Source organism: Pseudovibrio sp. Ad37, from assembly GCF_001623075.1.
In the GTDB taxonomy this organism is placed as follows: Bacteria; Pseudomonadota; Alphaproteobacteria; order Rhizobiales; family Stappiaceae; genus Pseudovibrio.
This window is the reverse complement of the sequence record NZ_LMCF01000212.1, coordinates 1-24,838: the sequence shown is the minus strand read 5'-3', so window position 1 is coordinate 24,838 and position 24,838 is coordinate 1. Positions and strand designations below refer to the sequence as shown.

The 24,838-nt window shown below is 50.3% G+C and carries 27 protein-coding genes, 1 tRNA gene and 1 riboswitch; of the genes, 17 read left to right on the top strand and 11 right to left on the bottom strand.

Annotation, left to right across the window (positions count from 1 at the left end; translation table 11 throughout):
- Positions 1 to 190 precede the first annotated feature (190 nt).
- From bfr (PsAD37_RS21855) to PsAD37_RS21845, 3 genes are all read left to right on the top strand, one after another.
- Positions 191 to 676: a bacterioferritin gene (gene bfr, locus PsAD37_RS21855; protein WP_063297923.1), complete on the top strand. Its 486-nt coding sequence runs from the start codon at positions 191 to 193 to the stop codon at positions 674 to 676.
- Positions 677 to 911: 235 nt separating this feature from the next.
- On the top strand, positions 912 to 1,397 hold the full coding sequence (gene bfr / locus PsAD37_RS21850; RefSeq protein ID WP_063297922.1) for a bacterioferritin: 486 nt from the start codon (positions 912 to 914) through the stop codon (positions 1,395 to 1,397).
- Positions 1,398 to 1,571: 174 nt separating this feature from the next.
- Entirely contained in the window at positions 1,572 to 3,104 is a 1,533-nt protein-coding gene (locus PsAD37_RS21845; protein WP_057463407.1) for an acyl-CoA carboxylase subunit beta, read from the top strand.
- 102 nt (positions 3,105 to 3,206) lie between these two features.
- Here the strand turns inward: PsAD37_RS21845 and PsAD37_RS21840 are convergent, their stop codons facing one another.
- The 5 genes from PsAD37_RS21840 to folB form a co-directional block, all read right to left on the bottom strand.
- Entirely contained in the window at positions 3,207 to 3,506 is a 300-nt protein-coding gene (locus tag PsAD37_RS21840) for a hypothetical protein (protein WP_063292666.1), read from the bottom strand.
- A 116-nt stretch (positions 3,507 to 3,622) separates the two neighbouring features.
- Complete coding sequence (locus PsAD37_RS21835; RefSeq protein WP_063297921.1) at positions 3,623 to 3,913, bottom strand: hypothetical protein; 291 nt, start codon at positions 3,911 to 3,913, stop codon at positions 3,623 to 3,625.
- Positions 3,914 to 4,463: 550 nt separating this feature from the next.
- Entirely contained in the window at positions 4,464 to 4,784 is a 321-nt protein-coding gene (locus PsAD37_RS21830) for a hypothetical protein (RefSeq protein ID WP_153039843.1), read from the bottom strand.
- 14 nt (positions 4,785 to 4,798) lie between these two features.
- Complete coding sequence (locus PsAD37_RS21825; protein WP_063297942.1) at positions 4,799 to 5,101, bottom strand: hypothetical protein; 303 nt, start codon at positions 5,099 to 5,101, stop codon at positions 4,799 to 4,801.
- A 137-nt stretch (positions 5,102 to 5,238) separates the two neighbouring features.
- Positions 5,239 to 5,619, bottom strand: coding sequence for a dihydroneopterin aldolase (folB, locus tag PsAD37_RS21820; RefSeq protein WP_063297920.1), 381 nt, complete (start codon positions 5,617 to 5,619; stop codon positions 5,239 to 5,241).
- A gap of 248 nt (positions 5,620 to 5,867) precedes the next feature.
- Here folB and PsAD37_RS21815 point away from each other — a divergent pair, with 248 nt between their 5' ends.
- The 4 genes from PsAD37_RS21815 to PsAD37_RS21800 all read left to right on the top strand — a co-directional run bounded on the left by PsAD37_RS21815 (position 5,868) and on the right by PsAD37_RS21800 (position 10,341).
- On the top strand, positions 5,868 to 7,880 hold the full coding sequence (locus PsAD37_RS21815; RefSeq protein WP_063297941.1) for an acetyl/propionyl/methylcrotonyl-CoA carboxylase subunit alpha: 2,013 nt from the start codon (positions 5,868 to 5,870) through the stop codon (positions 7,878 to 7,880).
- Positions 7,881 to 7,921: 41 nt separating this feature from the next.
- Positions 7,922 to 8,578 carry an HAD hydrolase-like protein gene (locus PsAD37_RS21810; RefSeq protein ID WP_063297919.1) on the top strand — a complete coding sequence of 219 codons (657 nt, stop codon included), beginning with the start codon at positions 7,922 to 7,924 and terminating at the stop codon, positions 8,576 to 8,578.
- Positions 8,579 to 8,602: 24 nt separating this feature from the next.
- Entirely contained in the window at positions 8,603 to 9,025 is a 423-nt protein-coding gene (locus PsAD37_RS21805) for a gamma-glutamylcyclotransferase family protein (RefSeq protein WP_063289460.1), read from the top strand.
- A 133-nt stretch (positions 9,026 to 9,158) separates the two neighbouring features.
- Positions 9,159 to 9,308: riboswitch (FMN riboswitch) on the top strand.
- Between the two features lie 133 nt (positions 9,309 to 9,441).
- Positions 9,442 to 10,341: a DMT family transporter gene (locus PsAD37_RS21800; RefSeq protein WP_063297918.1), complete on the top strand. Its 900-nt coding sequence runs from the start codon at positions 9,442 to 9,444 to the stop codon at positions 10,339 to 10,341.
- Between the two features lie 46 nt (positions 10,342 to 10,387).
- On the opposite strand, the gene PsAD37_RS21795 is transcribed toward PsAD37_RS21800, so the two are convergent.
- The gene (locus PsAD37_RS21795) at positions 10,388 to 11,653 is read right to left on the bottom strand and encodes a hypothetical protein (RefSeq protein ID WP_063297917.1); all 1,266 of its coding nucleotides are present in this window, start codon (positions 11,651 to 11,653) and stop codon (positions 10,388 to 10,390) included.
- 161 nt (positions 11,654 to 11,814) lie between these two features.
- Here PsAD37_RS21795 and PsAD37_RS21790 point away from each other — a divergent pair, with 161 nt between their 5' ends.
- Entirely contained in the window at positions 11,815 to 12,084 is a 270-nt protein-coding gene (locus PsAD37_RS21790) for an acylphosphatase (protein ID WP_063297916.1), read from the top strand.
- Here the strand turns inward: PsAD37_RS21790 and lipB are convergent, their stop codons facing one another.
- Positions 12,085 to 12,822 (bottom strand): lipoyl(octanoyl) transferase LipB, encoded by a 738-nt coding sequence (gene lipB / locus PsAD37_RS21785; RefSeq protein ID WP_063297915.1) that lies wholly within the window; start codon positions 12,820 to 12,822, stop codon positions 12,085 to 12,087. It lies immediately after the preceding gene.
- A gap of 143 nt (positions 12,823 to 12,965) precedes the next feature.
- Here lipB and PsAD37_RS21780 point away from each other — a divergent pair, with 143 nt between their 5' ends.
- The 4 genes from PsAD37_RS21780 to PsAD37_RS21765 all read left to right on the top strand — a co-directional run bounded on the left by PsAD37_RS21780 (position 12,966) and on the right by PsAD37_RS21765 (position 18,205).
- Positions 12,966 to 13,232 (top strand): FliM/FliN family flagellar motor switch protein, encoded by a 267-nt coding sequence (locus PsAD37_RS21780; protein WP_063289457.1) that lies wholly within the window; start codon positions 12,966 to 12,968, stop codon positions 13,230 to 13,232.
- A 180-nt stretch (positions 13,233 to 13,412) separates the two neighbouring features.
- A tRNA-Leu gene (locus PsAD37_RS21775) sits at positions 13,413 to 13,499 on the top strand.
- Positions 13,500 to 13,630: 131 nt separating this feature from the next.
- Positions 13,631 to 14,992 carry a DUF6538 domain-containing protein gene (locus tag PsAD37_RS21770; RefSeq protein WP_063297914.1) on the top strand — a complete coding sequence of 454 codons (1,362 nt, stop codon included), beginning with the start codon at positions 13,631 to 13,633 and terminating at the stop codon, positions 14,990 to 14,992.
- Between the two features lie 480 nt (positions 14,993 to 15,472).
- Complete coding sequence (locus PsAD37_RS21765; RefSeq protein ID WP_063297913.1) at positions 15,473 to 18,205, top strand: VCBS domain-containing protein; 2,733 nt, start codon at positions 15,473 to 15,475, stop codon at positions 18,203 to 18,205.
- 464 nt (positions 18,206 to 18,669) lie between these two features.
- Here PsAD37_RS21765 and PsAD37_RS21760 read toward each other — a convergent pair whose 3' ends face one another.
- From PsAD37_RS21760 to PsAD37_RS29650, 4 genes are all read right to left on the bottom strand, one after another.
- Positions 18,670 to 18,906: a hypothetical protein gene (locus tag PsAD37_RS21760; protein ID WP_063297912.1), complete on the bottom strand. Its 237-nt coding sequence runs from the start codon at positions 18,904 to 18,906 to the stop codon at positions 18,670 to 18,672.
- A 36-nt stretch (positions 18,907 to 18,942) separates the two neighbouring features.
- Positions 18,943 to 19,500, bottom strand: a complete 558-nt coding sequence (locus PsAD37_RS29540) for a DUF2312 domain-containing protein (RefSeq protein ID WP_084408046.1) — start codon at positions 19,498 to 19,500, stop codon at positions 18,943 to 18,945.
- A gap of 8 nt (positions 19,501 to 19,508) precedes the next feature.
- Positions 19,509 to 19,724 carry a hypothetical protein gene (locus PsAD37_RS21750; RefSeq protein ID WP_063297911.1) on the bottom strand — a complete coding sequence of 72 codons (216 nt, stop codon included), beginning with the start codon at positions 19,722 to 19,724 and terminating at the stop codon, positions 19,509 to 19,511.
- A gap of 460 nt (positions 19,725 to 20,184) precedes the next feature.
- Positions 20,185 to 20,427, bottom strand: coding sequence for a helix-turn-helix transcriptional regulator (locus PsAD37_RS29650; RefSeq protein WP_063297910.1), 243 nt, complete (start codon positions 20,425 to 20,427; stop codon positions 20,185 to 20,187).
- Between the two features lie 535 nt (positions 20,428 to 20,962).
- Here PsAD37_RS29650 and PsAD37_RS21735 point away from each other — a divergent pair.
- From PsAD37_RS21735 to PsAD37_RS21715, 5 genes are all read left to right on the top strand, one after another.
- The gene (locus tag PsAD37_RS21735; protein ID WP_063297908.1) at positions 20,963 to 21,850 is read left to right on the top strand and encodes a helix-turn-helix domain-containing protein; all 888 of its coding nucleotides are present in this window, start codon (positions 20,963 to 20,965) and stop codon (positions 21,848 to 21,850) included.
- A gap of 4 nt (positions 21,851 to 21,854) precedes the next feature.
- Positions 21,855 to 22,508, top strand: coding sequence for a hypothetical protein (locus tag PsAD37_RS21730; protein ID WP_063297907.1), 654 nt, complete (start codon positions 21,855 to 21,857; stop codon positions 22,506 to 22,508).
- Positions 22,495 to 23,268, top strand: coding sequence for a hypothetical protein (locus PsAD37_RS21725; protein ID WP_063297906.1), 774 nt, complete (start codon positions 22,495 to 22,497; stop codon positions 23,266 to 23,268). Before PsAD37_RS21730 ends, PsAD37_RS21725 begins: the two co-directional genes overlap by 14 nt.
- A 26-nt stretch (positions 23,269 to 23,294) precedes the next feature.
- Positions 23,295 to 23,879, top strand: coding sequence for a hypothetical protein (locus PsAD37_RS21720; RefSeq protein WP_063297905.1), 585 nt, complete (start codon positions 23,295 to 23,297; stop codon positions 23,877 to 23,879).
- A gap of 106 nt (positions 23,880 to 23,985) precedes the next feature.
- Positions 23,986 to 24,612, top strand: a complete 627-nt coding sequence (locus PsAD37_RS21715) for a hypothetical protein (protein ID WP_063297904.1) — start codon at positions 23,986 to 23,988, stop codon at positions 24,610 to 24,612.
- The last annotated feature ends 226 nt before the right edge of the window (positions 24,613 to 24,838 follow it).

Below are 24,838 nucleotides of genomic sequence, written 5' to 3'. Positions count from 1 at the left end.
GTGGCTTCTCCTGATATCGTATAAAGAAATCAATAGTTTGTAGTATGTGGGCAAGTGAATTTCATTTGCCGTGTTACCATCGAATCTGTTGAACTATGCACTCTTGCTGCACATATGAGTTCAGGGCTTTCGTAATAACGAAAACATCGCCAAATACTGCCCTAATCAAGAATATTGAGGAATTCCGCCGATGAAACATAATGAGAAAGTTATTGAGCGGCTTAACGAAGCTCTGAAACTGGAGCTTGGTGCCGTCAACCAGTACTGGCTGCATTACCGCCTGCTGGATGACTGGGGTTTTGGAAAGTTGGCGCAGAAAGAGCGCGAAGAATCCGTTGAAGAGATGCAACATGCCGACAAGCTGATTGAGCGCATTCTCTTCCTTGGTGGTCATCCAAATTTGCAAACTGTTGGCGCTTTGAAGATCGGCACCAATCTTAAGGAAGTTCTGGAAGCGGATCTTGCTGGTGAACATGAAGCTCGCACCTCTTATAAGAAGAGCCGTGAGATTTGTGATGCTGAAGGTGATTACGTCACCATGAAGCTGTTTGATGATCTATTGGCTGATGAAGAAGGTCACATTGACTTCCTTGAAACTCAGCTGGATCTCCTTGAGAAAATTGGTGAACAGCACTACGGCGCGTTGAATGCAAACTCGGCTGATGCTGGCGAATAAGTTCGCCTAACCGTTTGTTTTGATTAGAAAGAGCTGTCCTGTTGGGCAGCTCTTTTTTGTTGGGTTAAAGTTGTTTGTTTCAGACTAGCGCTTCATTAGGAACGATAGGGGATTTGGGTTGGCGGCGGGTTAGGCTGATCTATGTTTACTGGATCAAAGCTCGTTTTAGGGTCGGTTCAAAACGAGTTGTGTTTCACCTGCATTCCCTAAGGAGCAGTGCTTGCACTGAGAACTCATGAGAGCAAAAGACGGTGTCATTGAACGTTTGAACAAAGCCATTTCCATGGAACTTGGAGCTGTCAATCAATACTGGGTGCATTTCAGACTTCTTGAAGATTGGGGTTACACCAAACTCGCAAAGAAAGAGCGGGCTGAATCGATTGAAGAAATGCATCATGCGGATCGGTTGGTGGAAAGAGTTGTCTTTTTGGAAGGGCACCCAAACCTGCAGCATATCGCGCCCTTACGCATCGGTTCCTCAGTGAAGGAAGTACTGGAAGCAGATCTGGCAGGGGAGCGTGAAGCGATTGTGTATTACAGCGAATCTCGTGTGTTCTGTGAGCAGCAAGGTGACTTCGTGACAATGGCTCTTTTTGACAGTTTACTGGCAGATGAAGAAGGCCATTGTGATTTCCTTGAGACTCAATTGGAGCTTCTTGAGAAAATAGGCGAAGAAAAATATGGATTGCTCAATGCTGGCAGTGCTGATGAGGCAGAGTGAGTTTTAGCTGTCAAAGCATCAAAGAATGCTTGGTTTCCCAAGGGTTATTGGTTGTTGGGTTGAGGCAGTAATCAGTTGCATTGCATGAGGCTTCTCAATCCAACGGCTTACTAGTTTTTGTGCGTAGGGGCGTGCTAGGAGATAACTCAGTTAGATTGGGAGCTGAGATATCTGATGAAGGAAGTTCTAGCTGAATTAGAAAAAAGACGTGATGAAGCGCGGCTTGGTGGGGGACAACGCCGAATTGATGCGCAGCACAAACGCGGAAAACTCACCGCACGAGAGCGCATTGAAATTCTGCTAGATGAAGGTTCCTTCGAAGAATTCGATATGTTCAAGCAGCACCGCTGTACTGAGTTTGGTATGGAGGAAACGCACTTCCCTGGGGATGGTGTTGTTGCTGGTTGGGGAACCATCAACGGCCGTACCGTTTACCTCTTCTCGAAAGACTTCACTGTGTTTGGCGGATCGCTGTCTGAGACACACGCCGAGAAGATCATGAAGATCCAGGATATGGCGCTGCAGAACCGCGCACCGATCATCGGGATCTTTGATGCAGGTGGTGCTCGTATTCAGGAAGGTGTTGCTGCGCTCGGTGGATACGGTGAGGTATTCTGGCGCAACATTCAGGCATCTGGTGTTATTCCGCAGATTTCTGTGATTATGGGTCCATGTGCTGGTGGTGATGTGTATTCACCTGCCATGACCGATTTCATCTTTATGGTGCGCGATACCTCCTACATGTTCGTCACTGGTCCTGATGTTGTGAAAACAGTGACCAATGAGACTGTGACGGCTGAGGAACTTGGCGGCGCGAGCATTCACACGACCAAATCTTCCATCGCCGATGGTGCGTTTGACAATGATGTGGAAGCGTTGCTGCAGATTCGTCGTTTGGTGGATTATCTGCCGATGAACAATCAGGCTCCCCTGCCTGAACTCTCCGTTTATGATGATCCATCTCGTTTGGATGAGAGCCTCAATACGCTGGTTCCGGATAATCCGAACAAACCGTATGATATGCGGGAACTGATCCTAAAGACTGTCGATGAGCAGGATTTCTTTGAGATTCAGGAAAGCTTTGCCGGAAACATTATCACTGGCTTTGGCCGCGTCGAAGGACGCACAGTTGGTATTGTCGCCAACCAGCCAATGGTTCTTGCGGGTGTTCTGGACAGTGATGCAAGCCGGAAGGCTGCGCGTTTTGTTCGTTTCTGTGACTGCTTCAACATTCCGCTGGTAACCTTCGTGGATGTCCCGGGCTTTTTGCCAGGGACTGCGCAGGAATATGGTGGGTTGATCAAGCATGGCGCAAAGCTGCTGTTTGCTTATGGTGAAGCGACTGTTCCGAAAATCACAGTGATCACGCGTAAAGCTTATGGCGGCGCGTATGATGTGATGAGCTCCAAACACATTCGTGGTGATATGAATTATGCATGGCCATCTGCTGAGATTGCTGTGATGGGTGCAAAGGGTGCCGTTGAGATCCTCTATCGCAACGAGCTGGGTGATTCTGAGAAGATTGCCGAGCGCACCAAGGATTATGAAGATCGGTTTGCGAACCCATTTGTTGCTGCGGAGCGTGGCTACATTGATGAGGTGATCATGCCGCAGTCTACACGGATGCGCATTTCGAGAGCGCTTGCGATGTTGCGGACCAAGAACCAGCAGATGCCTTGGCGAAAGCACGACAACATCCCGCTCTAAGGACTGTTGTCTGATCGAGCTGAATAACAAAAAAACCCGGCCTTCGTGAGAAGGCCGGGTTTTTTTGATGGGAAGGGGGACTAACTTGGGGCGAGTTAGGTCTTATCTTTCGTCGTTTTCGACCACGCAGGTGTAACCAATGAGGGAGTGGTTGGAGTCTTTTGTAACAACGTAGGCGCGCTGTGTTTCTTCGCTTGGGCTACAGTAAGAGCCATTTGCTACGTAACGGTCATAAAGGCCTGGACCTGTGGAGAGAACGATCGCACCTTTTTCTTGCACCAGAGACTTTACCTGAGACCCTGTGAGGTCAGTTGTATTGGTGCGTGGAGCGTTCATAGCCTGAGCAACAGAAGCAACAGAGACGAGGCTGAGGACGGAAAGGGTCAGAGCGATCTTTTTCATTGGTCTTACTTTCAATTTTTAATTTGTGTTATTTGGGGAGAGAAAGACTTGGGAGGAACAGTCTTTCCCTAAGAGGCTGATGGGGGAGGCCCTCTAACTTGAGGCGTATTAGAGGCTTAGTTATCTCTGTTTTCGACGACGCAGGTGTAACCGATGAGGGAGCTGTTGGAGTCCTTGGTTACGACGTAAGCGCGCTGTGTTTCTTCGTGTGAGGCGCAGTAAGAAGCGTTTGCAACGAAGCGGTCATAGAGGCCTGGGCCAGTTGCGAGGACGATTGCGCCTTTGTCCTGTACGAGTGACTTTGCCTGGGAGGCAGTCAGGTCACCGGTGTTTACCAGAGCAGCCTGAGCGATAGAAGCAGCAGATACGAGGCCAAGTACGGATAGGGTCAGAGCGATCTTTTTCATTTGTTTTACTTTCAGTTCTAGTCATTTTCAGAGCGAAAGACCGGGAGGAGCAGTCTTCCTGATGGGGTTTTGCCGATGTTGGTTGTTATTTCGGCGTGTCTTTTCAATTTAGACTGATACAAGGCAACTCCGTGCCGCCTTATATCTTGTAACTTGTAGTTATATTGTTTTGTTCAAGCTTATTTTTGTTGTATGCTTTGTGTTTTGGTGTTTGTGGTTTGTTGTTGTTCGTTGATGATTGTATGTTTACTGGAAATTTTTGAGTAAGATGTGTTTTGGAACACAAAATTTTCTTTTCACAACTCTGAATTTTGGCCGATAACGAATTCGTGTGTTCGTGTTCTTGGGGATTACTTACCTGTCTGTGATCAAGCGCACATTTTTGCTTGATGGTGGTGCAGAAAGGAGTTCTCAACCGCTTGTTGGTCATGCTGAACAGGCAAGGTGAGTTTCGCAGGATGTGGATGAAGGATTCGAATGTGGGTAACTGCAGCTGCGTTTTGTGGTGCAACTGCAGTGTATTTGCTCGAAACGTGGATCTTCAGAGGACTCAGTCGAAGATATCAGAGCCGAATGGTCCTTCGCCGCTGTTGTAACCCGGTTCACATGAATAGCCGATGAAACAGCGCTTCTGGTCTTTCGTGGGAACCCAACGGCTCATCAAGCGTTCGTAAGGCTGGCAGAACTGGAGTCCTGCGACGAACCGATCGTAGGTACGGACGCCAGTGCTCAATACAATGCCGCCGGCGCGTTGCACGACAGAGCGGGCTTCCAGACAGGACATTTGCCGAGTATCAGGCCGTGCCTGTGCAGTGGTGGAAACTATGAGGGCCAGAGTGCTCGAAAGAACGAGTAATGTTGATATCCGCATAGTCTCCTCCTTTGTTACTGGTTCTGCCGTGTGCGTGGTGAGCAGCGATAACCGATCTGGCAGGAGTTGTTGTCTTTGGTCTGGGCCCACTCTCTGCGAAGCACTTCGTTGTGCAGGCAATACCTGATGTTGCTCACAAAGCGCTCATAGGTTCGCGGGCCTGTGGTCAGGACGACGCCTCCACGGCTGTTGACCAGCTGCTTGGCCTGTTCACAAGTCAGGCTCCTTGCATCCGGGCGCGCCTGAGCATTGGCTGAGGCTACCCACAACAGAGTTATGAGACTACTGGCAATAATGGTGGTGGAGGCATTACGCATGGGATCAGTTGCCTTACAAAGCAGATGTTGATGCAGGCGTGAACGCCGCAGTTCCATATGTTTTGAAGGCAATAGCCCAAAAGTGCGAGTATCAAGGTGAGCGGTGGTTAGTCGGTTCTAAAGAAGATGCCGTTGATTTAACTTTTTGCTGCTGGCCGTGTACGTGTGACTTCTACGCCAAACCCGCCTGTATGAACCGGCACTGGCGCAGAGGGTTTATTCACTCTCACAGTGATCTTGGAGATTTGCTGATCCATTGCGAAAACGGCCTCACAGATAGCTCCGGCAAGACGTTCCAGCAGATTGAAGCGGGAGTTGGTCACAACATCCTCGACAGTTTTCGCAAGGGTGCCGTAGCAGATGGTGTCTTCGTAGTCATCTGAAACAGTTGCCTTTTCAAAATCGGCCCAACAGGTCAGATCAATGATAAAGCGTTGACCCAATTTGGCTTCTTCATCATGGAGACCATGGAATGCATAGAAAGACAGGCCTTCCAGAAAAATCTTGTTTTCATTCATTGTTTGGCTCCTGAGGACTTTCTGACTGTTGGAAAACTGTGTTGCCAGAGGTGAGAGAGAAACTCAACGCATTTTAGAAGGTAATGCTCTTTATTCGGGTGAAAGTCCGTCAAAATTTAGATGCTCTGCGCATCCATTGCCCCTACGAAAGTGCGATGGTTCTTCGCCCTATTGTGAGGTTGCGGAAGTGCGTAGAGATGCCTACAACCCTGCACTGTAAATAAAGAAGGTGTGTATGTGGGATGGGCATGTTTTCAAAGATTCTGATCGCAAACCGTGGGGAAATCGCTTGCCGTGTTATCAAAACGGCAAAAACGATGGGGATCAAAACGGTTGCTGTTTACTCCGATGCGGACCGGGATGCGCTTCATGTGGAGATGGCTGATGAGGCCGTTCACATTGGTGAGCCGGCTGCAGCGAAATCATACCTTGTGATCGACAAGATTATTGAAGCATGTAAGCAGACCGGTGCTGAGGCTGTTCATCCAGGTTATGGCTTTCTTTCCGAACGCGCAGAATTCTGTGAGCGTTTGAAGCAGGAAGGCATTGTCTTTATCGGCCCCAATCCAAAAGCGATTGAGGTGATGGGAGATAAGATCACCTCCAAGCGATTTGCGGCGGAAGCTGATGTTTCCACTGTACCTGGATATATGGGGCTGATTGAAAGCCCTGAAGATGCCAAGCGGATTGCCTCTGAGGTTGGTTACCCGGTGATGATTAAGGCCTCCGCTGGTGGCGGTGGTAAAGGCATGCGTATTGCCTGGAATGATGAAGAGGCCATGGATGGCTTCGAGCGCGCAAAGTCTGAAGCTATCAGCTCCTTTGGCGATGATCGTATCTTCATCGAGAAGTTTATTGAGAACCCGCGCCATATTGAAATTCAGGTGCTGGGCGATAAACACGGCAATGCGGTTTATCTGGGTGAACGCGAATGTTCCATTCAGCGTCGTAACCAGAAGGTGATTGAAGAAGCGCCGTCTCCTTTGCTGGACGAAGAAACTCGCCGCAAGATGGGTGAGCAGGCAGTCGCGCTTGCCAAGGCTGTTGACTATGACAGTGCGGGTACTGTTGAGTTTGTTGCTGGACAGGATAAGAGCTTCTTCTTTCTTGAGATGAACACCCGCCTTCAGGTGGAACATCCGGTGACTGAACTGATCACTGGTGTGGATCTGGTTGAGCAGATGATCCGTGTTGCAGCTGGTGAAGAGCTTTCTTTGAAGCAGGAAGAGGTCAAGCTGAATGGTTGGTCTGTTGAAAGTCGTATCTATGCTGAGGATCCGTACCGCAACTTCCTGCCATCCATTGGCCGCCTGACGCGCTATCGTCCGCCTGCAGAAGGTGATCACGGTGCTTATGTGGTGCGTAATGATACTGGCGTGGTGGAAGGCTCTGAAATCTCCATGTTCTACGATCCGATGATCGCAAAACTGGTGACCTATGCGCCGACACGAGCTGAAGCGATCGAAGGCATGAGCACTGCACTTGATGAGTTTCAGGTGGATGGCATCCAGCACAACGTGCCGTTTCTTGCATCTCTCATGAAGCATCCGCGCTGGCGTTCGGGTCAATTGGCAACCGGCTTTATTGCTGATGAATATCCTGATGGGTTTGAGCCAGCTACTCCTGATGCTGAGGCTCGTAATGTGTTGGCGTCAGTTGCTCTTTCCATGCATCTGATCGAGCGTGAGCGTCTGGATCACTTGCCGGGTCGCCTGCGTCCGCATCATGGCGGTGTGCGCCGTGAGTGGGGCGTTCTCATCAATGGTGAGAAGCTGGATGCTGAATTGATTGAAGGCATGGCGGCAACACCACTTGATATTGATGTGTGTGTTGAGGGTGGTGCTCGCGAACGCGTTGCGTCCTCCTGGGTTCCGGGCGATATGCTTTGGAAAGGTCACGTTGGTGATCGTGCTGTAAGTGCCCAAGTGCGGTCTGTTGAGAATGGTTACCAGCTGGACTGGCAAGGCTATTCTGTTGTTGCCAAGGTGATGACGCCTCGCAATGCTGAGCTTGCAGCACTGATGCCTGAGAAAGTTGCACCGGATACATCCAACCTGTTGCTTTGCCCAATGCCGGGCCTTGTTGTTTCTCTTCATGTAGAAGAAGGGCAGGAAGTGAAAGCTGGAGAGCAGCTGGCCATTGTTGAAGCCATGAAAATGGAAAATGTGCTTCGGGCCGAACGCGATTGTGTGGTAAGCGCTATCAAGGCTGCACCGGGTGACAGTCTGGCAGTTGATGCTGTTATCATGGAATTTGAATAAGGAGTTGGTGCGAAGCCAATTCCTATGTTGAGGATTTGGCTTTGCGCACTCTGCTTTTTGATCTAGATGGAACGCTGACAGACCCTTTTGTCGGCATTGTAACGAGCGTTCAATACGCGCTTGAAAAGCTTGGCCTCGACGTTCCTCCCGCTGAAGATCTTGCTTTCGTCATCGGGCCGCCTCTCACAGAAACCTATCGCCAACTTCTGAATACGGAAGATGAAGAGCTGATCCTTGAGGGTATTCGCCTTTATCGTGAGCGTTTCACCACCGTTGGGCTTTATGAAAACGTGCGTTACGATGGGATCATTGAGCTGCTGCAGGCTGCTAAGGATCGCGGAGATCGCTTGTTTGTTTGCACATCCAAACCTTGGGTTTATGCGGAAAAGATTGTCGCGCACTTTGAGATGGATGGTTTTTTTGAGAAAACCTATGGCTGCGAGTTGGACATGACCCGTGGCAACAAGGTGGACCTTTTGGCCTATCTGTTGGAACAAGAAAATCTGGACGCCTCTCAGTGTCTTATGATTGGTGATCGCAAGCACGACATTATCGCAGCGAAGGAAAATGGCGTCCGCTCCGTTGGTGTGCTTTGGGGCTATGGCTCTGAAAGTGAGCTTGCAGATTGCGGAGCTGATATAGTGGTTGCTTCGCGTGAAGAGCTTGCCGCTCACCTTGCTGACAGTCTTGTCGCCTGACCTTCTTTGTAATGAGTTGAATTGATGCCGATTTATTTCGCTTATGGCCGCTTGATGAACCCGAAAACCATGGCAAGTCGTTGCCCGCAAGCCAAAGCGCTGGGGCCAGCTTCCATGGATGGCTATCGCTTTATCGTGACGTCTGAAGGCGTTCCTTCCATGGTGAAAGCGCCGGGGAAGCGTGTTCACGGTGTTCTGTGGGATTGCCGCATTGGAGAAATTACAATTGTGGATGGCGCAGAGGCGCTTTTCCGCAAGGGTCTGGACAAGGTCTTTCTTCCGGTTCGCAGCGGTGGGCAGAATAAATCTGCCATTATGTATATGAGCCGCACTGTGCGGACGGGTAAGCCTCACGTAAAAGCGTGGGAAGGTGTTTTAGAAGCTGCAGAACACTGGGATTTTCCCGAAACATACCGTGAGGAACTGCGCCAATGGGATCTGCGATAGCAGCTCTCCTGGCATCAGGTTGCGAGGCAGTATTGGGGTGACAGTCCGTTCACAAACGTGTTTTCAGTTAGACTGAAAGACAACTCGCAATTTCCTGAGAATCTGTTAGAAAACAGGTCTCCCAATGATGGGAGATAATTCTCAGGGCGGGGTGTAATTCCCTACCGGTGGTGATGGGCCTTCGTGCCATAAGTCCGCGAGCGCCTTCCATATTCAGGAAGGGTCAGCAGATCCGGTGAGAACCCGGAACCGACGGTTATAGTCCGGATGAAAGAGAATGTAGGTGAAGGGTGCTTAGAAGAGCACTGTTGGCTTGCGCGTCCTGATTCAATGAAACGTGGCTGTTGTTGGCCCTTTGGATCAGAAAGATTTCTTATGTTTAATCCGTTTTTACCGACTGAATTTGAGGTGCGTGCATGAGCTCAACACGCAGTTCTACTCGTGCGTCCGCAGCTGTTGTGGGCGCAAGCTGGATGGTGTTTGCTGGTGCGGCTTTTGCTATCACCAACTCCGCCATGCAGTATCTGACGATGGTGCAGGGGTTGAGTTCTACCAGCGCAACCTTCTGGCAATACCTGATCTCGCTTGTTGCGATGCTGCCAGTGATCTGGCGCATTGGTGTTGACGGACTGCACACAGAACAGCTGGCGCTGCATATCTTCCGCGTCTTTCTGGCGGCACTGGGCGTTCAGTTTTGGGTGGCTGGTTTGGCGAATGGCGTGCCGATCTGGCAGGCGATTGCACTTCTGATGACGTCTCCGTTCTTCGTGACTATTGGAGCGGCGTTGTTCTTGCGTGAGACTGCAAGCAGGCAGCGCTGGGCGGCGACAGCTGTCGGCTTTATGGGTGGCATGATTATTCTGAGTCCTTGGGATGATGCCTTTCAGCTGGTTGCTTTCCTGCCGATTATCGCTGCTCTGCTGTGGGGTTCTTCTATTCTTTGTATGAAGAAGCTGGAAGAGCGTGAGAGCCCGCAATCTGTTACGCTCTATCTTCTTCTACTGCTGACACCAGTTAATTTCGTCCTGGCTTTCCTGGCTCCAGGTGGTTTGGCAATGCCAGTTGGCATGAGTATGTGGTGGTTGATTATTCTGGCGGGGCTTTTGGGGGCGATTGCGCAAGGCTCATTGGCTATGGCCTATGAGAAGGTCGATGCAGCTTATCTGCAGCCGTTTGATCATCTCAAGTTGCCGCTTAATGTGCTTTGTGGATTCCTTATTTTTGGCTGGGTACCACCGGGCAACTTGTGGCTTGGGGCTGCGCTGATCATTGGCGCATCGCTTTATACGGTGCATGTGGAGCGCAAGCAGAACTAATTGAAAAGCCCGGCCAAGTTGCCGGGCTTTTTCTTTGTGTGAGCAATCAGTTGAACCAGACCGCAAAAGAGCCAAAGTTGCGTCCCATTGGGCGTGTGATTGTGCGCATGAAATTTCCTTCCCAAACAGGGCCTTGTTGCACATAGTCAACGGAGTTTGGTCCGGTGATGAAGAGCACAAGATCGAAGGTCTTTGCGGTTTCGAAGAAGGTCTTCATATTGATCCCGCCTTCAAACACCATAGACGGAATCAAAAGCTCTCCGTTCAGTACCTGTTCGGAGGCTTTGACGGCTTCCAACCAGCTGTCGATGGTCTCTTGTGTGACAGGGAGGGCCTGAAACGGGCTGGTCTGATTGGGGTTTGGTAACCATTCATTGTCGTCATCGGATTCTTGCTGAATGAGATCCAATGTCTCGTAGTTCAGTTGCATTACCTTCAAGAGGTTTTGGCGTGTTGCCTTGAGACGATAGGGGTTCTCTAAAGTCCAGTTAATGGAATGCAGAAAGTTGATTGGGGTAGCGAAGGAACCAAAGCCGCGCCCGTTGTCTGCTTTGCCCCTTTCCTCCAGCTGCTGGCCGTAAGTGGTTGCTGATGGGCCGAAGACGCTATGAAAGGTCAGGTCGTAGGTGTTCTCATAGTCAAAGGCGAGTAGGAAATTACCCATTGACATGAGTAGGTTAGAATATCCCTGTAGCCACTTTGCGTCCGCCTTGTCAAAGCTGATAGGAAACGTTGTTGTATCATCCTCAAGCTGAAACGGGCTTCTTCTGGAAAGGCCTGAGAGAATTGTGGCGAGGTTTTCGTGGGGTTCCACGGTTCCGCTGTTGTCTGCATCTAGGCCGATCTTCAACAGGTCTACCGTAAGCTTCACAGGCTGCTCTGATATCCCGTTCAAAGTTTCGTTTGCCTGTTCCAGCTGAGACACGAATTTCTCCAGCATTTCCCTTGTCTTGTTGTAGGTAACGGGTTCTGGCGTTGGGTTTAGGGCAACCGGGATTCTGAAAATGGGGAGGACCGATTTCAGGCTTCTGTTCGGGGATGTGTTTCCGGCGCCGTATTTGTATAGGTCCTGTTGAATGCCTTGGAGAGCATTGAGGAACTGCAGGGCACCCAATGCGAGCTTTGCCTGATTGTTTTCCGGGTTCTGCTTAGTGTTGCTTACAAAAGATATGATGTCGGTTTCATAATCAGCCTTTTCTATGATCTCGTTGAACTGACTGGTGAAATCGGCCTGAGCAAAGGCTTGAGCTGGTAGAAAAATCATGACTGCGGAGAATGAAGGAGCAGTCAGGCGAGATTTGAGAAAATTCATAAAGTCTCTCCTAAAGGTCTGCCTATTAGATATAGGAGTTGATGTTTTTTTTATGGCTTGCAATCTAGGGCTGTGGTGAGACTGGGCAGTGTTGCCAATTTCGCCCTCTGAATCGAGAAAAGCTTTATCTGTGAAGCCCTTAAGCGCACCGGGAGATACCAATGAAAACCAAACACTGTTCCATCACGGGATTGGTGCAGGGTGTTGGGTATCGTGCGTGGCTTTATAAAAAGGCCGGAATGCTCGGTGTTTCCGGTTGGTGCAAGAACAATGAAGATGGGTCGGTGGAGGCAGTTGTCACCGGTGATCCGGAGAAAGTGGATGCCTTGCTGATGGCTGTTCAGCAAGGGCCAGTCGGGGCACAAGTTGAAGCGGTAACACTGCTGGCGGATGCCCCTGAGGAGAAGGGGGCTTTCCGCATTGAGTACTAGTTATTCGCTCTCAGTTTTTTGAACGAGGCCGGACGGGCCAAAGGATTCCGTTGCGCCAAAGATCTCTTCGAACTGTTCGCGCAGGATGATATCCACCTCTGGCATTGTGAGCGGAAGGCCAAGATCTACAAAGCTGGTGACGCCATGCTTTTGCACGCCGCAGGGGACAATGCCTGTGAAGTGCTCCAGGTCTGGGTCTACATTCAGTGAGATGCCGTGGAACGTTACCCACTTGCGCAGGCGAATGCCGATGGCGGCAATCTTGTCTTCTACGTCTTTGCCTTTTTCAGGGCGCTGAACCCAGACACCAACGCGATCTTCGCGTCGTTCTCCGCGGACGTGATGCTGCCATAGGGTGTCGATGAGCCATTTTTCCAATGCTGCGACGAAGGCGCGGACGTCTTGCTGGCGTCGCTTCAAATCGAGCATAACATAAGCAACACGTTGTCCGGGACCGTGATAAGTATACTGCCCTCCGCGGCCTGTTTCATAAACCGGGAAGCGATCTTTGGCGATCAGGTCGACTGGATCGGCGCTTGTGCCTGCTGTGTAAAGGGGCGGGTGTTCCAAAAGCCAGACGCGTTCGTTCGCTTCGCCAGCTGCGATTGCGGCAACACGCTCTTTCATTTCCTTCTGGGCAACTTCGTAAGGCACGAGATCGTCGTCGATCACCCACTCAACAGGGGGAGATCCCTCCAGGGGGAAGAAGTCTGTTTTAAGGGTTTGACGATCGGCCATGTTGTTATCCCAAAATGATCTGCGGATTTCGGTTAGTTGGTTTGCCCTAATGAGATGTAAGCGTCTACACTAAAAATAACAGGGCACCAACTCACAGAGATGAGACGGGTGCATTTTATTCCCTCAGATGGAGGCAGGCAGAGATGAACAGGTTCGATGATATCTCCGTCGACATATCAGTGGTGCTGGGCAAATCTGAAATGCCAGTGCATCAATTATTGCGCATGGGGCGTGGTGCGGTGATTGAGCTGGACACCCATGAAGCTGATGATGTTACGATTTTGGCAAACAGTACACCTGTTGCTGAAGGGCAGGTGACTGTGGTTGGCGATAAAGTTGGCATTGTCATCACAAAGGTATTGCAGCGTGCTGTGGATATGCGGCCTGTAAACATGGAAGATCGGATCTGAAATATCTCGTGCAGTGGATAAGTGCCCGTCTAAAAGAGGTTTTTTCGATTTTTTTCCTCTGCGCTGTGAATTTTTGAAAAAGGGTACTTGCGCAGGTTCGAGGGGTTGGCTATATCACCGCTCACCAGCCGACGGGGCGAGGCCAACGAGCCAAACAAACCGGAGGCAAGCCAAGGTTTTGCGGCCGTGGCGGAATTGGTAGACGCGCAGCGTTGAGGTCGCTGTGGGGTAACACCCGTGGAAGTTCGAGTCTTCTCGGCCGCACCAACCGGCGCTTTGCTAAGTGATTGATATTACTTAGCAAAGCGCCGTTTTTGTTTTTGCGGGTTTACTAAGCCGCACTTTTTGCCCTACAAATTGCCCTACAAACTGCCCTACATTTGCAAATTGGGGGTTTTATGCAGGGGTCAGACAAATACCTAAAGTTGCGGGGTCGTCGCTGGTACTACATCAGGCGCGTGCCTAAAAAGGTTGCGCATTTAGACCAACGCGGCAAAATTGAACTCTCTCTCGAAACATCATCCTTAGAAGAGGCCTGTGCGCGGCGTGATGCACTTGCAGAAGCTGACCGGCTTTACTGGTTGTCTCTGCATGGCGGTGGTGAAGCTGTGCTGGATGTTGCTGATGCAAACTACAAGGCGGCGCAACATCGTGCGCTTGCGCTTGGTTTTGTGTTTAAGCCTGCCTACGAGCTGGAAGCGGCCCCCGTGGTGGATGTGGTGGCGCGTGCATTGGCGTTGGTACGGCGGCCTGAGGCTGGTTTGCAATCTGATGCGCAAGCATTGCTTGGTACTGCCAAACGCCCTTCTGTGACGGTTTCTAAGGCTATGGACGTTTATTTAGCTGAGATTGCACCGGATGAGCAAAAGGGCATGAGTGCAGCTCAGAAGAAAAGTTATGAAAAAGTCAAAAACCGGGCTGTGAGCAATTTTATCAAGATTGTTGGCGATATAGATCTGGAAGAGGTGACCCGTGAGGATGCCTTGCAGTTTTTCAACTGGTGGCAAGATCGTGTGACCGGCAAGGGCGGGGAAAAGCCGCTTTCCGGTAATTCCGCCAATCGCGATGTTGGCAACATGCGCAAGCTCTATAGCTCTTACTTTGAGAGGGTCGGGGAGGAAGAGCGAGAGAATCCCTTTAGGAATCTCAATTTCCGCAGTCCCAAAGCCTTGCGGCAGGATGTGCCGCCTTTCCCTGCCTCCTGGATACAGCAGAAAATTCTTGAACCTGGGGCGCTAGCTTCGCTGAATAGAGATGCAGCCCTGATTGTGCTGGCGTGTATTGAAACCGGTTGCCGCCCTTCCGAGCTTTGCAATATTTCCGCACAGCAGATCTATCTTGATGCCAAGGTGCCTTATATCTCCATCAAGTTTAAGCCGGATCGCGCCATTAAAACGGAATCCAGCGTGCGTGATATTCCTCTGATCGGCGTGTCTTATGAGGCAATGCGGCGGGCACCTGAGGGCTTTCCGCGCTACGTGGACAAGGAAAATAACTTTTCCGCAACGGCTATGAAGGCTTTCCGGCGGGCAGGGTTACTGCCCTCTGAGAACCACCGGATTTATTCGCTGCGCCATGCCTTTGAAACCCGTATGAAGGAAGCTAAGCTGGATTATGAGCTGCGCTGCCTGTTGATGGGGCACGCTATTGACCGGCCGGAATATGGCGATGGTGGGTCAATGGCGTATCGTGCCGGGGAGCTGCGGAAGATACAGCTTGGGTTTTCTATGGAGGTGTTTGAGAGGTTGAGGGGGAAATAGTGCCAGTTCTTGCTGGCCGGATTAAGTCGCGAGAATTGCTTGTTTGAGCCCATTGCAGTCATACGCCACACGATTTGCCTTCGCGGGTGCAGCAAGCCGCTCGTGACCAATTGCTGACATTCATGCAAATCCAAGTGGTTCCGGTCTGCGCGTGACCTTCAACCATAGGTCGATTTGGTTTGCTGGTCACCGAGTGATCATACCAACCACTCATCCAAAATTCGTTTTTCGATATTCGACACCAGCTCTAACCTTGATCGCAGTTATGCCTCATGCTTGCGTTTGATGATCGGTTCATACAAAAATCTGTATTCGCTGCCTTATTCATTCTCACCATAAGCAGGCCACACTTGCTTGAATTGCTCGCTGGTAACTTAGAGCTCTGCACAATTTAGGGTGGAAATGTATTCATTGTGCAATTGTAAGCTTTGGAAGGATTTGTCAACATCAGTGTGTATTTCTATGAGGACACTGATTCAAATGCCTAATACCGCACCAATTTCCTATCCAGTTCAGATGAATACAAACGAAAATGGAGTGATCGCGATCCGGGTCATTTTCCAGGACGCAGATCTCCTGGATACTCATACTCTTACGCTGAATACTGATGAAATGATCGGTACCGGAACCGTTATGAGCGATTATAAATTTCATTACGATCCGGGAACTGCTTTCGATTATCTAAAGGCAGGTGAAACAGCGACTGATACGTTTTCCTATACCATCACTGATAGTGCCGGGGAAAGCACCACATCGACTGTCACGCTTACCATCACAGGCCAAAATGATGCTCCTGTTGCAGCCGCATTGGAACAGCAAACGGATGAGCGGACTGCAATTGTGATTGCTCCTGAATTTACAGATCAGGATGCATCTGACAGCCATGGGGTTACTATTGATACTACTGGTACTGTAGGCTCTGTAACCCTCAACGCTGATGGCACTTTTTCATATGATCCCGATGGAAAGTTCGATCATCTTAATGCTGGTGAAACAGCAACTGACACCTTCACATACACGGTAACGGATGCCGCAGGAGACAGCTCTACTGAGACCGTAACAGTTACTGTGACGGGGATGGATCCTAATACCGCTCCGGTCACCTTTCCATTCGCTTTTTCTGCTAAGGAAGACGGCAAGATCATCTTTCGTGCGATCTATCATGATCCGGATGCGGGAGATAGCCATACATGGACGGTTAATACAGATGGGCTGAAAGGCACACTGACCGAAACTGAGAGTGGTGTGTTCGATTATGTGCCCGGGGCAGCCCTTGACTATTTGGCTGAAGGTGAAACCGAGCTTGAGACCTTTACTTACACGGTCACTGATAGTTTTGGGGCAAGCCATACCTCCACGATTACAATCACCGTCACTGGTGAAAATGATGGGCCAATTGCCTCCGCGATGAATGTGAGCACCAGTGAAAGCAGCTCACTTGTGATCACGCCAGACTTTATGGATCCGGACACCAACGACACTCACACAATAACCGTGCAAACAAGCACGACCAAAGGCACTGTGACCATAAACGAAGATGGCACCTTTACTTATGATACCAATGGGGCCTTCGACGATCTAGATCGGAATGAGAGTGCAATCGACACTTTTTCATACACGGTAGAAGACGAAGCTGGAGCCACCTCTTCAGAGACGGTGACTGTGACTGTAAATGGGGAAAGTAAAGCACTCATTCAGCCAGTTAAGATTATAGCCTCTGACGGGGCGGCGCAGGATTATTTCGGTCATTCAGCGCAGATAAATGATCACGGCACAATTGTTGTTGGGGCTTTCGGAGATGATGTCAAGGGTGATCTTTCTGGTTCGGCCTACGTTTACACACCAGATGAGGAGGGTGGTTTGAGTGAGACTAAACTTCAGGCCTATCGCGGATCGGCAGGTGATTTATTCGGCAGTTCTACTGCGATCAACAATTCAGGTATTATGGCGATAAGTGCATATAAAGATGACGATATGGGAGAAGATTCTGGTTCAGTTTATGTTGTAACTCCGATTGGTGAAACTGGCTTTAAGCAACTTAAGCTGACCGCGTCAGATGGGCGAAAAGAGGACTTTCTCGGTAGAACTCTCGCAATCAACGATGATGGAGTTATCGTTGCTTCGGCCTTTGGAAATTCCAAAAACCGGATAGTAATATTTACGCCCGATGAGATGGGTGAGTATTCGCAAATTAGCCTTCCTATTCGGGGGATTCCAAACTTTGGTTATCCATATGACATAGGTGTCCAAGTAAATGATGAGGGAGTAATAACTGTAGGAGGCCGAGGCCGATTGAGCATATTTACAGAGGACGGCGAGGGAGGATATCGTGAGCAGGTGTTCAAAGATCCTGATATGAGTAACAATTTTGGCGGCCGAGTAGTAGTTGAAAGCGATGGTAGCTTTGTTGTGGGCGGCACAGATGCAATTTTCGTTTATAAACCTGATGGTGAGGGCAATTACTCTATTTCAAAATTTGAAGATGATACTGCTCGATCACTTGCCATGAACTCTAAGGGCGTGATCGCAATTGGACAACATTCATCAGGTAAAAAGGAGTTTGTTACTGTCTATGTGCCAGACGGGCCAAATGCTTACACCCGTTATGATCTGTCCCCCATTAACGGGGAAGAATTTGACGGGTATACCACATGTGTGTCCATCGCAGCGGACGGTACTATTATCGTTGGCGAAGATCATGACGATGACAAAGCTTATGATGCTGGCGCAGTTTATATCTTCACTCAGAACGCCGATGGCTCTTACACTGGTCCTGATGGCACTGTGTTTGAGGCCCAAGGAACTGTAGAAACTGGTTATGTTGGCTTGTCTCCTGTGGAGATTAGAGGGAGTGAGGCAAGTGAAACTCTACAGGGCGGAGATCTGGCTGATAGGCTTTTGGGTAATGGTGGCGATGATACGATTGATGGAGGAATGGGGGATGACAGTATCTATGGTGGGGAAGGCAATGACACCTTTGTATTCAATTCTGGCGATACTGGTCATGATCTCATTGGCGACTTTGCCGCCGGGAGTGGGCCGTCAGATGTGATTAGATTTGAGGCATCTTTGTTCTCTGATTTCGATGCGGTATTAGCTGCAGCTGCTCAAAGTGGTGCTAATACCATGATAACGATTGCTGAAGGTACTTCCGTCACTCTTGGTGGTGTTACGCTTTCCGATCTACATCAAGACGATTTTGCCTTTGTTTAAAGGTTTGGTGCGAGTAAAACAGCCCGACGATTTTCTCGCTGTGCTTTAGTTGTAGTCAAAGACCTCCACCTCCGGTGGAGGTCTTTGACTTTGTATGGCAGCTACACAGTTCTTAACTCACGATAGTGTCGCCTTCACTCTTTCAAGACATCCCTCTATGCAGCCTTTTCGAAACGCAACTAGATTTCATTTTGATCTTCTATGATACAACGCAGCTATCTGTAAGAGTATGCTCGAACTACTGATACAAGAGCCGTGAGAAGTTGGATAAAGATGACTATTATTGCCTTGTGCATTTAACTCATGAGCGAACATATGGTCGCCCACCTCAACTCCTGATAGAATGATCTGAACGGCAGCTAATGGCCCTGGATGCTGGCAAAGGCTTCTCAGTTGCCTGAGCTTTCGCGCCGCAGCGAAGGTCAGCAAAGTCCGCAGTCCGGCTGCTTTCCAGTTGACCCAATTTAGGCTCGCCTTGTAGAGCCCTGCAAACGCGCCCGCGCTCTTGCGCGTGAAAGTGCGTCTTTTTCTTCTTCCAGTGCGGTGAGTTCCCGCTCTATGCGTAAGAAGAAGGGGAGGTAATCGGTGCCGTATTTGTCGACGAGTTTGGCGAAGAGGTTGAGGGCGGTTTCTAGGTCTTCCCGTGTGGGGAGAGGAGGGGCCGCAGGCAGCTTTATTTGATTTTGGTTGTTGGGCTGCATGACCTGCGCCGCTCCCGTGGCTTTGATCGCTGAGGCTTACTGGTTGTCTTGTGCTGCCAGAAAGGCGGTTTGCATTTGCCAGCCTTGTTCCCATTTTTTGAAGCGTGGATCTTCGGTCATATAGAGATTGTCCGTGACTGCTTTGCCTGAGCTTGCTGCGTCTATGCCAAGTTGTTGGGCTTCGTCCAGATCGCCTTCCAGCATGCCAAGGGCGTGCATGTAGAGGTCCAGCATGGACTCCTTCTCTTCGCGCTCTGATGGCTTCTGCTTTTTGATTTTCAGAATTGCCCGCATGGTCGGCACATCAAACCCGTTACCCTTAGCTTCCGCAAATACGTCTTTGATGTCGTCGGCAATGCCCTTCTTCTCGCCTTCCAGCCGCTCAATGCGATCAAAGAAACTTTGCAGATGATCGGCGGCAATGCCGGAGCTGTTAGACCCGGTTTGTGTTTTGGCTGGTGTTGCCTTTTTCGGGGCAGTCTTTGCCGGGGTGGTCTTGGCCTTAGGTTTGGTGGTTGCAGCTTTGGTGGTTTGTGCTTGCTTGGTATCTTCGGATGCTGTTTCCGCTTCTGGGGTGGTTTTGCGAGGTGCCATGTTGAACCTCACTGAGTTGGAGCAATGGAAAGGGCGCGGTTTGCCCCGCTGGAAAAGCGGATGGCGATAATTTGCGCAAGTTCGCCGCGCTCGCTCAAAGAGAGGGGCGCAGCCTCAACCAACCGTTCGAGGCTGAATATTTCTGGCTGAAGTAAGCCATAATAGCTTGAAAGGCTGTGCTCGCTTTGAGGGCAATGGGTATTCGTCAAATCAAAAGTACGCATGACTACTCCTGTCATTGATGGCAGAGATTAATCTCGTAATCAGGTTCTTGCTTTGCGAAGCAGATTATCCACAAAATGCAGAACATACAGAAAGCATAAATCTATGAAATGTGGATTGTCAATCAATGTAATCCACGAAACGTAGATTTATTAGTTGACCTTCTTTTGATTGATGCAAATATTTGACGCACTCAGGGGTATAGAGCTGCGCACTTAAATAGCTGCTCTTTGTATGGAAAGAATCTTTAGTGTTGAGAAAATTCAGAGTGTTCTGATGAAGGGTGAAAAGAGTTCACTGATGCGTTGGAATTGCTCAACGAGGGTCTTGTGTGCATTGCAATTCTAATTGGTTTATTAACGCCAAGTAAACGAATCATCGTTGTTAAATATCGGACACTTAGGGGATGTGGGAGGTCGTTTTGGACCAAGAAGAACGCTTCCAGTTGTTGTTAAAAGGGGCTCAATCGTCCCCATTATCGTTCGATTTATTAGAGGTATTGTCTCGTAATATGGACATGAGTTCATTGGCCATTTTGGTGGGCAATGCATCAATGTTGCCTAAATATATGAAGTCCATTGAGATCCCATATCGCTCACGCAGCTTTATTGCGCCGGGTATTGAGACGCGGAAGTCTCCGGTTTCCCATTGATTGTAGGATTTGTATTGAATGTCGGCATTTGCCGCGAAATCCTTCTGGTTCATACCGAAGTATTTTCTCACAGCTCTAAGTCGTATTGCGGAATCCGCGTAACGTCCTGAAATCACTCTTCTAGTCATGGATCGCATTCTATCATAATCCAATAAATGTAGACTATGTTGTATTTATGGTGTTGACTATAATCTATGAAACGTTGATTTTTATCACATGTGTAACGCACGCGAAATCGCTCAAACGCTTGGCAGGAAGAATATTCAAGATGCTCTCGGGGTTAAGTCGGGCGCTGTAAGCGCTGCCGTTGTGCGAGGGCAATTTCCTGCTTCGTGGTTTCATGAGATGGAACAGTTGGCGCTTGCCGCCAATATAGAACTGCCACGCCATCTCTTTCATTGGAGACGTGGTAAGGGGAGACGGAAAGCTATGGGACCGTGACCGCCACAAGCCGCTAGGGCTGTTCTGAGGGTATAGTTACAAGTCACCTTGTTAGCTTCAATCCCTGCGTAATCAGAGCGCGTATTCCGCCACTGATTTTCTAGTTCTCACTTATCCAATTATCCGCACTGCTCAGGAGGTTTTAAAATGCCTAGTCCCGGAGACGGTTCCCGTTTGTCTATTATCCCGGCCGGTGTGTTTGGGGATTTAACTTTGCGGCCGCGCGATATTCAGGTGTTGGGCGTCCTGTGCTGCTCCACTGATGGCAATGGTTTGACGTATCGCAGCCAAGTGAAGATGGCCCGCCAGCTTGGGGTTGTGCGTTACACAATTCAAAAGGCGATCAGCAATCTGGTGGCTGCAGGCTGGTTGAAGATTTTACGCGGTGAGCGGCCTGATGGCGGTGACTGCTCCCACACCTACAAAGTCATCAATAAGGATCTGATTGACTGCGAAGAGCCGGATTTGATGGAGAGCGGCCCGATTGGTGAACATGTGACTGCCCGAGGGGAACAAAAACTATGCAAAAATAGGCAGGGGGTGCCTCCAAAATTAGACACCTATAAGAACGAGTCTTTAATAACTAAAGATGAAGAAGAACAAGCGGCTGCGAGTAGGTCTTTTTGCAGAAATGCTGAGGACACCCAACACCCGACTGAGGATGTGGAGGGCATAGGGCAGCGCTTTATCGTGCCTTTGCGGGCGTTTTTACGCAAAATTGGGCTAGATCCGGCTGCAGGGCGCTTGCGTGGCGGCCTTGAGCCTGCCTGGGGCTGGGCCGTGAATGGGTGCGACCTTGAGTTAGACGTGAAGCCCACCTTGCACATGGTTCTTGGGGCCGCGCCTGACCCTGTGAGAAGCTTAAATTATTTCACGCGGGCTGTGTTAGCCGCCAAAAACAGCCGTTTAGCGCAGGGTCAGCTCAATCCAAAGTTCATTCCAGATGGTCGCAAAGCGGCGCAAATGCGGGCGCGGAAATGTGCTGCAGATGAGCGGGCAACCAATGCCGCTATAGATCGCGTTTTTGGAGGGTGAAGCCATGGCAGCGCCCGGCGATCTTGTGAAAACCTGCTTTGTTGAGCCGATGCAGGGCAGCTTTAAGAAAACACCCGGCACCAACCCGGAGGCGTATTTTTCCAGCCTCTCGACAAAGCTCTCGGGGTTTTCTGAGGATGTGTTGAAGGCGGCGGCGTCCAGTCTGATTGAGCGGGCAACCTCTTCAACATGGCCTTATGTGGGAACAATCACAGCAGCTTGCAAATCAGCACAAGAGCGATTGAGAGCCAGGGATTCCGGGCAATCTAACCCGGTGCGGGCTGGGTATCCGTGGCCGGAGGATGTGGCGGTGCGGGTTTTGATTAATCAGGATGCAAAGCTTGCCACGTCTGCGGCGTTGGCTGGTTGGCATGCTGATCTGATTGATTTTGTGCGCAGAGAAAAACGGGTGCCTTCCATGGAGGAGGTTGAACCGTTTGTGGTGGCCACCATGCAGCGTGATGCCCGCATAGCAAAGCAGATGGAAGAAGCGCTGGACGTTCTCAGAGGTGAGTACAACAGCAAGCTTGAAAAACTACCGGCAAATCATCGCGTTCAAATCATGGCGAGTTCGATTGCGAACCGCAGGAACAGGCTTGCCGTAATGATCGCAAAAGAGATTGAGGCACGTGAAGAGGTGGCAGATGACCAGTTGTAAGCCAAGCCGGAAGAAGAGGAAGCCAGCGCAGGACAAGCGCAGCTACACACGTGCAAGCGCATTGGAGCACATGCGCAGCAAAGGATTGCTCTCTGATTTGCAATACCGGGTTGCGTGCCAGATCAGCGCTTTGATGATTGAGCAAGGCGGGCAGACAAGATCCATCGACTATGCTCAGCCGGTTGTTGACGGGGGCGGTGCAGACCGTGATTGGCTGTTTGTGAGTACCAGCGATGCCACCCGGAAAATCAAGGAAATTGCAAAGGCGCTTGGACCAGATCAAGCCGTTGTCGTGTTCTCCATCGCCGGGCGTTCCATGTCCACCAATGAGGTGGCCTTGCTGTTTGAGGAAAGCAGGGAGCACCGGGAGAGCGCAAAACCACTTCGCAAAACTCAGGACTATGTGAGGCAGCTTTTACGGGATGGTTTAACCCGTGCGGCCTTCCACCTGGGTTTGGCAGTAACCGCGCCGGATACCCTTGTTGGCAAGCGCCTGCGGATCTGGCGAAACCTGGGAGGTGAACCCATGGAAGACCTGCAGAATATCCTTTCTGAAAGCGAATTTGTGAGCTGCATGGCTGCACGATTTATGCTGCGGGCAGGGTTGAGTGAGGCGGAAGCTGAGAAGCATGCCCGCATTACGCTAGATGCATTCTGTGATGCTGAAAAGTGTGACTTTGGCTCTGAAAATCACCACTGGGGCAAGTCGGATGCTGAATATTTAGCTGATGAAGAGCTGGATTGCTGGGGCGATGGCTAGTGTTAGTTGATGCTTAGAGGTGTTGCATGGGCAAGCACTCAGATTTTCCGCGCCGCAAGTTTGATCAGTATTTCACTTGGGATACACGGGCGGGGCAGGCGCTTGCGCCCTTTCTTGAGGGCGTTGAGACATACTGTGAGCCATGCGCGGGGCGTGGGGATCTGATAGGGCAGCTGGACGCTTTAGGGCTTGAGTGTCTGGCTGCCTATGATCTGGACCCAAAGCGGCGGGGGATAATAAAGAAAAACGCTTTCAGGCTGACAAAAGAGGACCTGCAGGGAGCGCAGGCGATCATCACAAACCCGCCTTGGACCCGGCGACTATTGCACGCTCTGATACTGCATTTGTGCCAATTGGCTCCAACATGGCTGCTTTTCGATTCGGATTGGTTGTTTTCTCTGCAATCTCAAAGGTTTATGGGCTGTTGTTCTGATGTTGTTCCCATTGGTAAGATGCGCTGGGTTGAGGGAACCCCAGATGATGAGAAAGGAAATTCAGCTTGGTTCAGGTTTGATGCTCAGAACCAGAAACCGACGATATTTCATAGGCGTAGGAAGTTCTATTTCGGGCTGGATCTTAAAGATTACATAGCTGAGCCGATGTTGTTGTGAGCGGGTGGGGTTGACGTGTGCGCACTCAAAGCACAATACTCCTCTACATTGGAATTTAGCGCCTTCAAGCCTGCACGGCTTGGGGCGCTTTTTCGTTGAGGGCGCTATGATCCGCTACACCGCAAACTTTAGTGAGGTCGCCAAGGGGCTGACCAAAGCGGAAGAGCGGCAGGTGCCCTATGCGATCAGCTTGGCGCTGAATGAGACTGCGCAGGATATCAAAGCCAATAGTGAGAAAGCTCTGAGTAGGCGGCTGGACCGTCCTACACCCTTCACCAAGCGCGGCCTTGCACTGAAGCGGGCAAGCAAGCGTAACCTCTCGGCTGTTGTCTTCTTCAAGGATAGGCAAGCGGATTATTTGGAGCTGCAGGAGAAAGGTGGAACCAGAAGGCCAAAGCGCAAGGCGCTGGCGGTGCCATTCTCTCAGCGGCTCAACAAGTATGGCAACCTGCCACGGCGTAGCATTGACCGGTTGTTGAAGCGACCGGATGTGTTTCAAGGTGAGATCAACGGTGTTGAGGGGATCTGGCAGCGGCCTAAGCGCGGCAAGCGGCGCAACGGATCGCGGGGCACTAAGGGCCGCACGGGTTTAAAGCTGCTGATTGCCTATGAGAAGAGCGCAGACTATCAACCGCGCCTGCGTTTTGAAGAGGGTGCGCGAAAGACTGCGGATGCCCGGATGAAACGCAACTTCCGGCGTGCGATGCAGAGAGCATTAGCAACAGCTAGATAGGATCTACAATTTTTTGTTGTAAGGCGTATGGCGCTAAACCTTAAAATTGTGAATCGGCATGCAAAATTGACCCGGTTAGGTGGGTTATGAGCGTTTAAGATTGACCCACCTGTTTGTTAGGATCCGTGCATTTAGCGCGGGGCATGAACGGGTGATATTGATGGAAAGTGCAGCCAAGATCCGCCGTCTTGTTTTACGGGATGGTCGAAGTGTCCGGTCGGTCAGT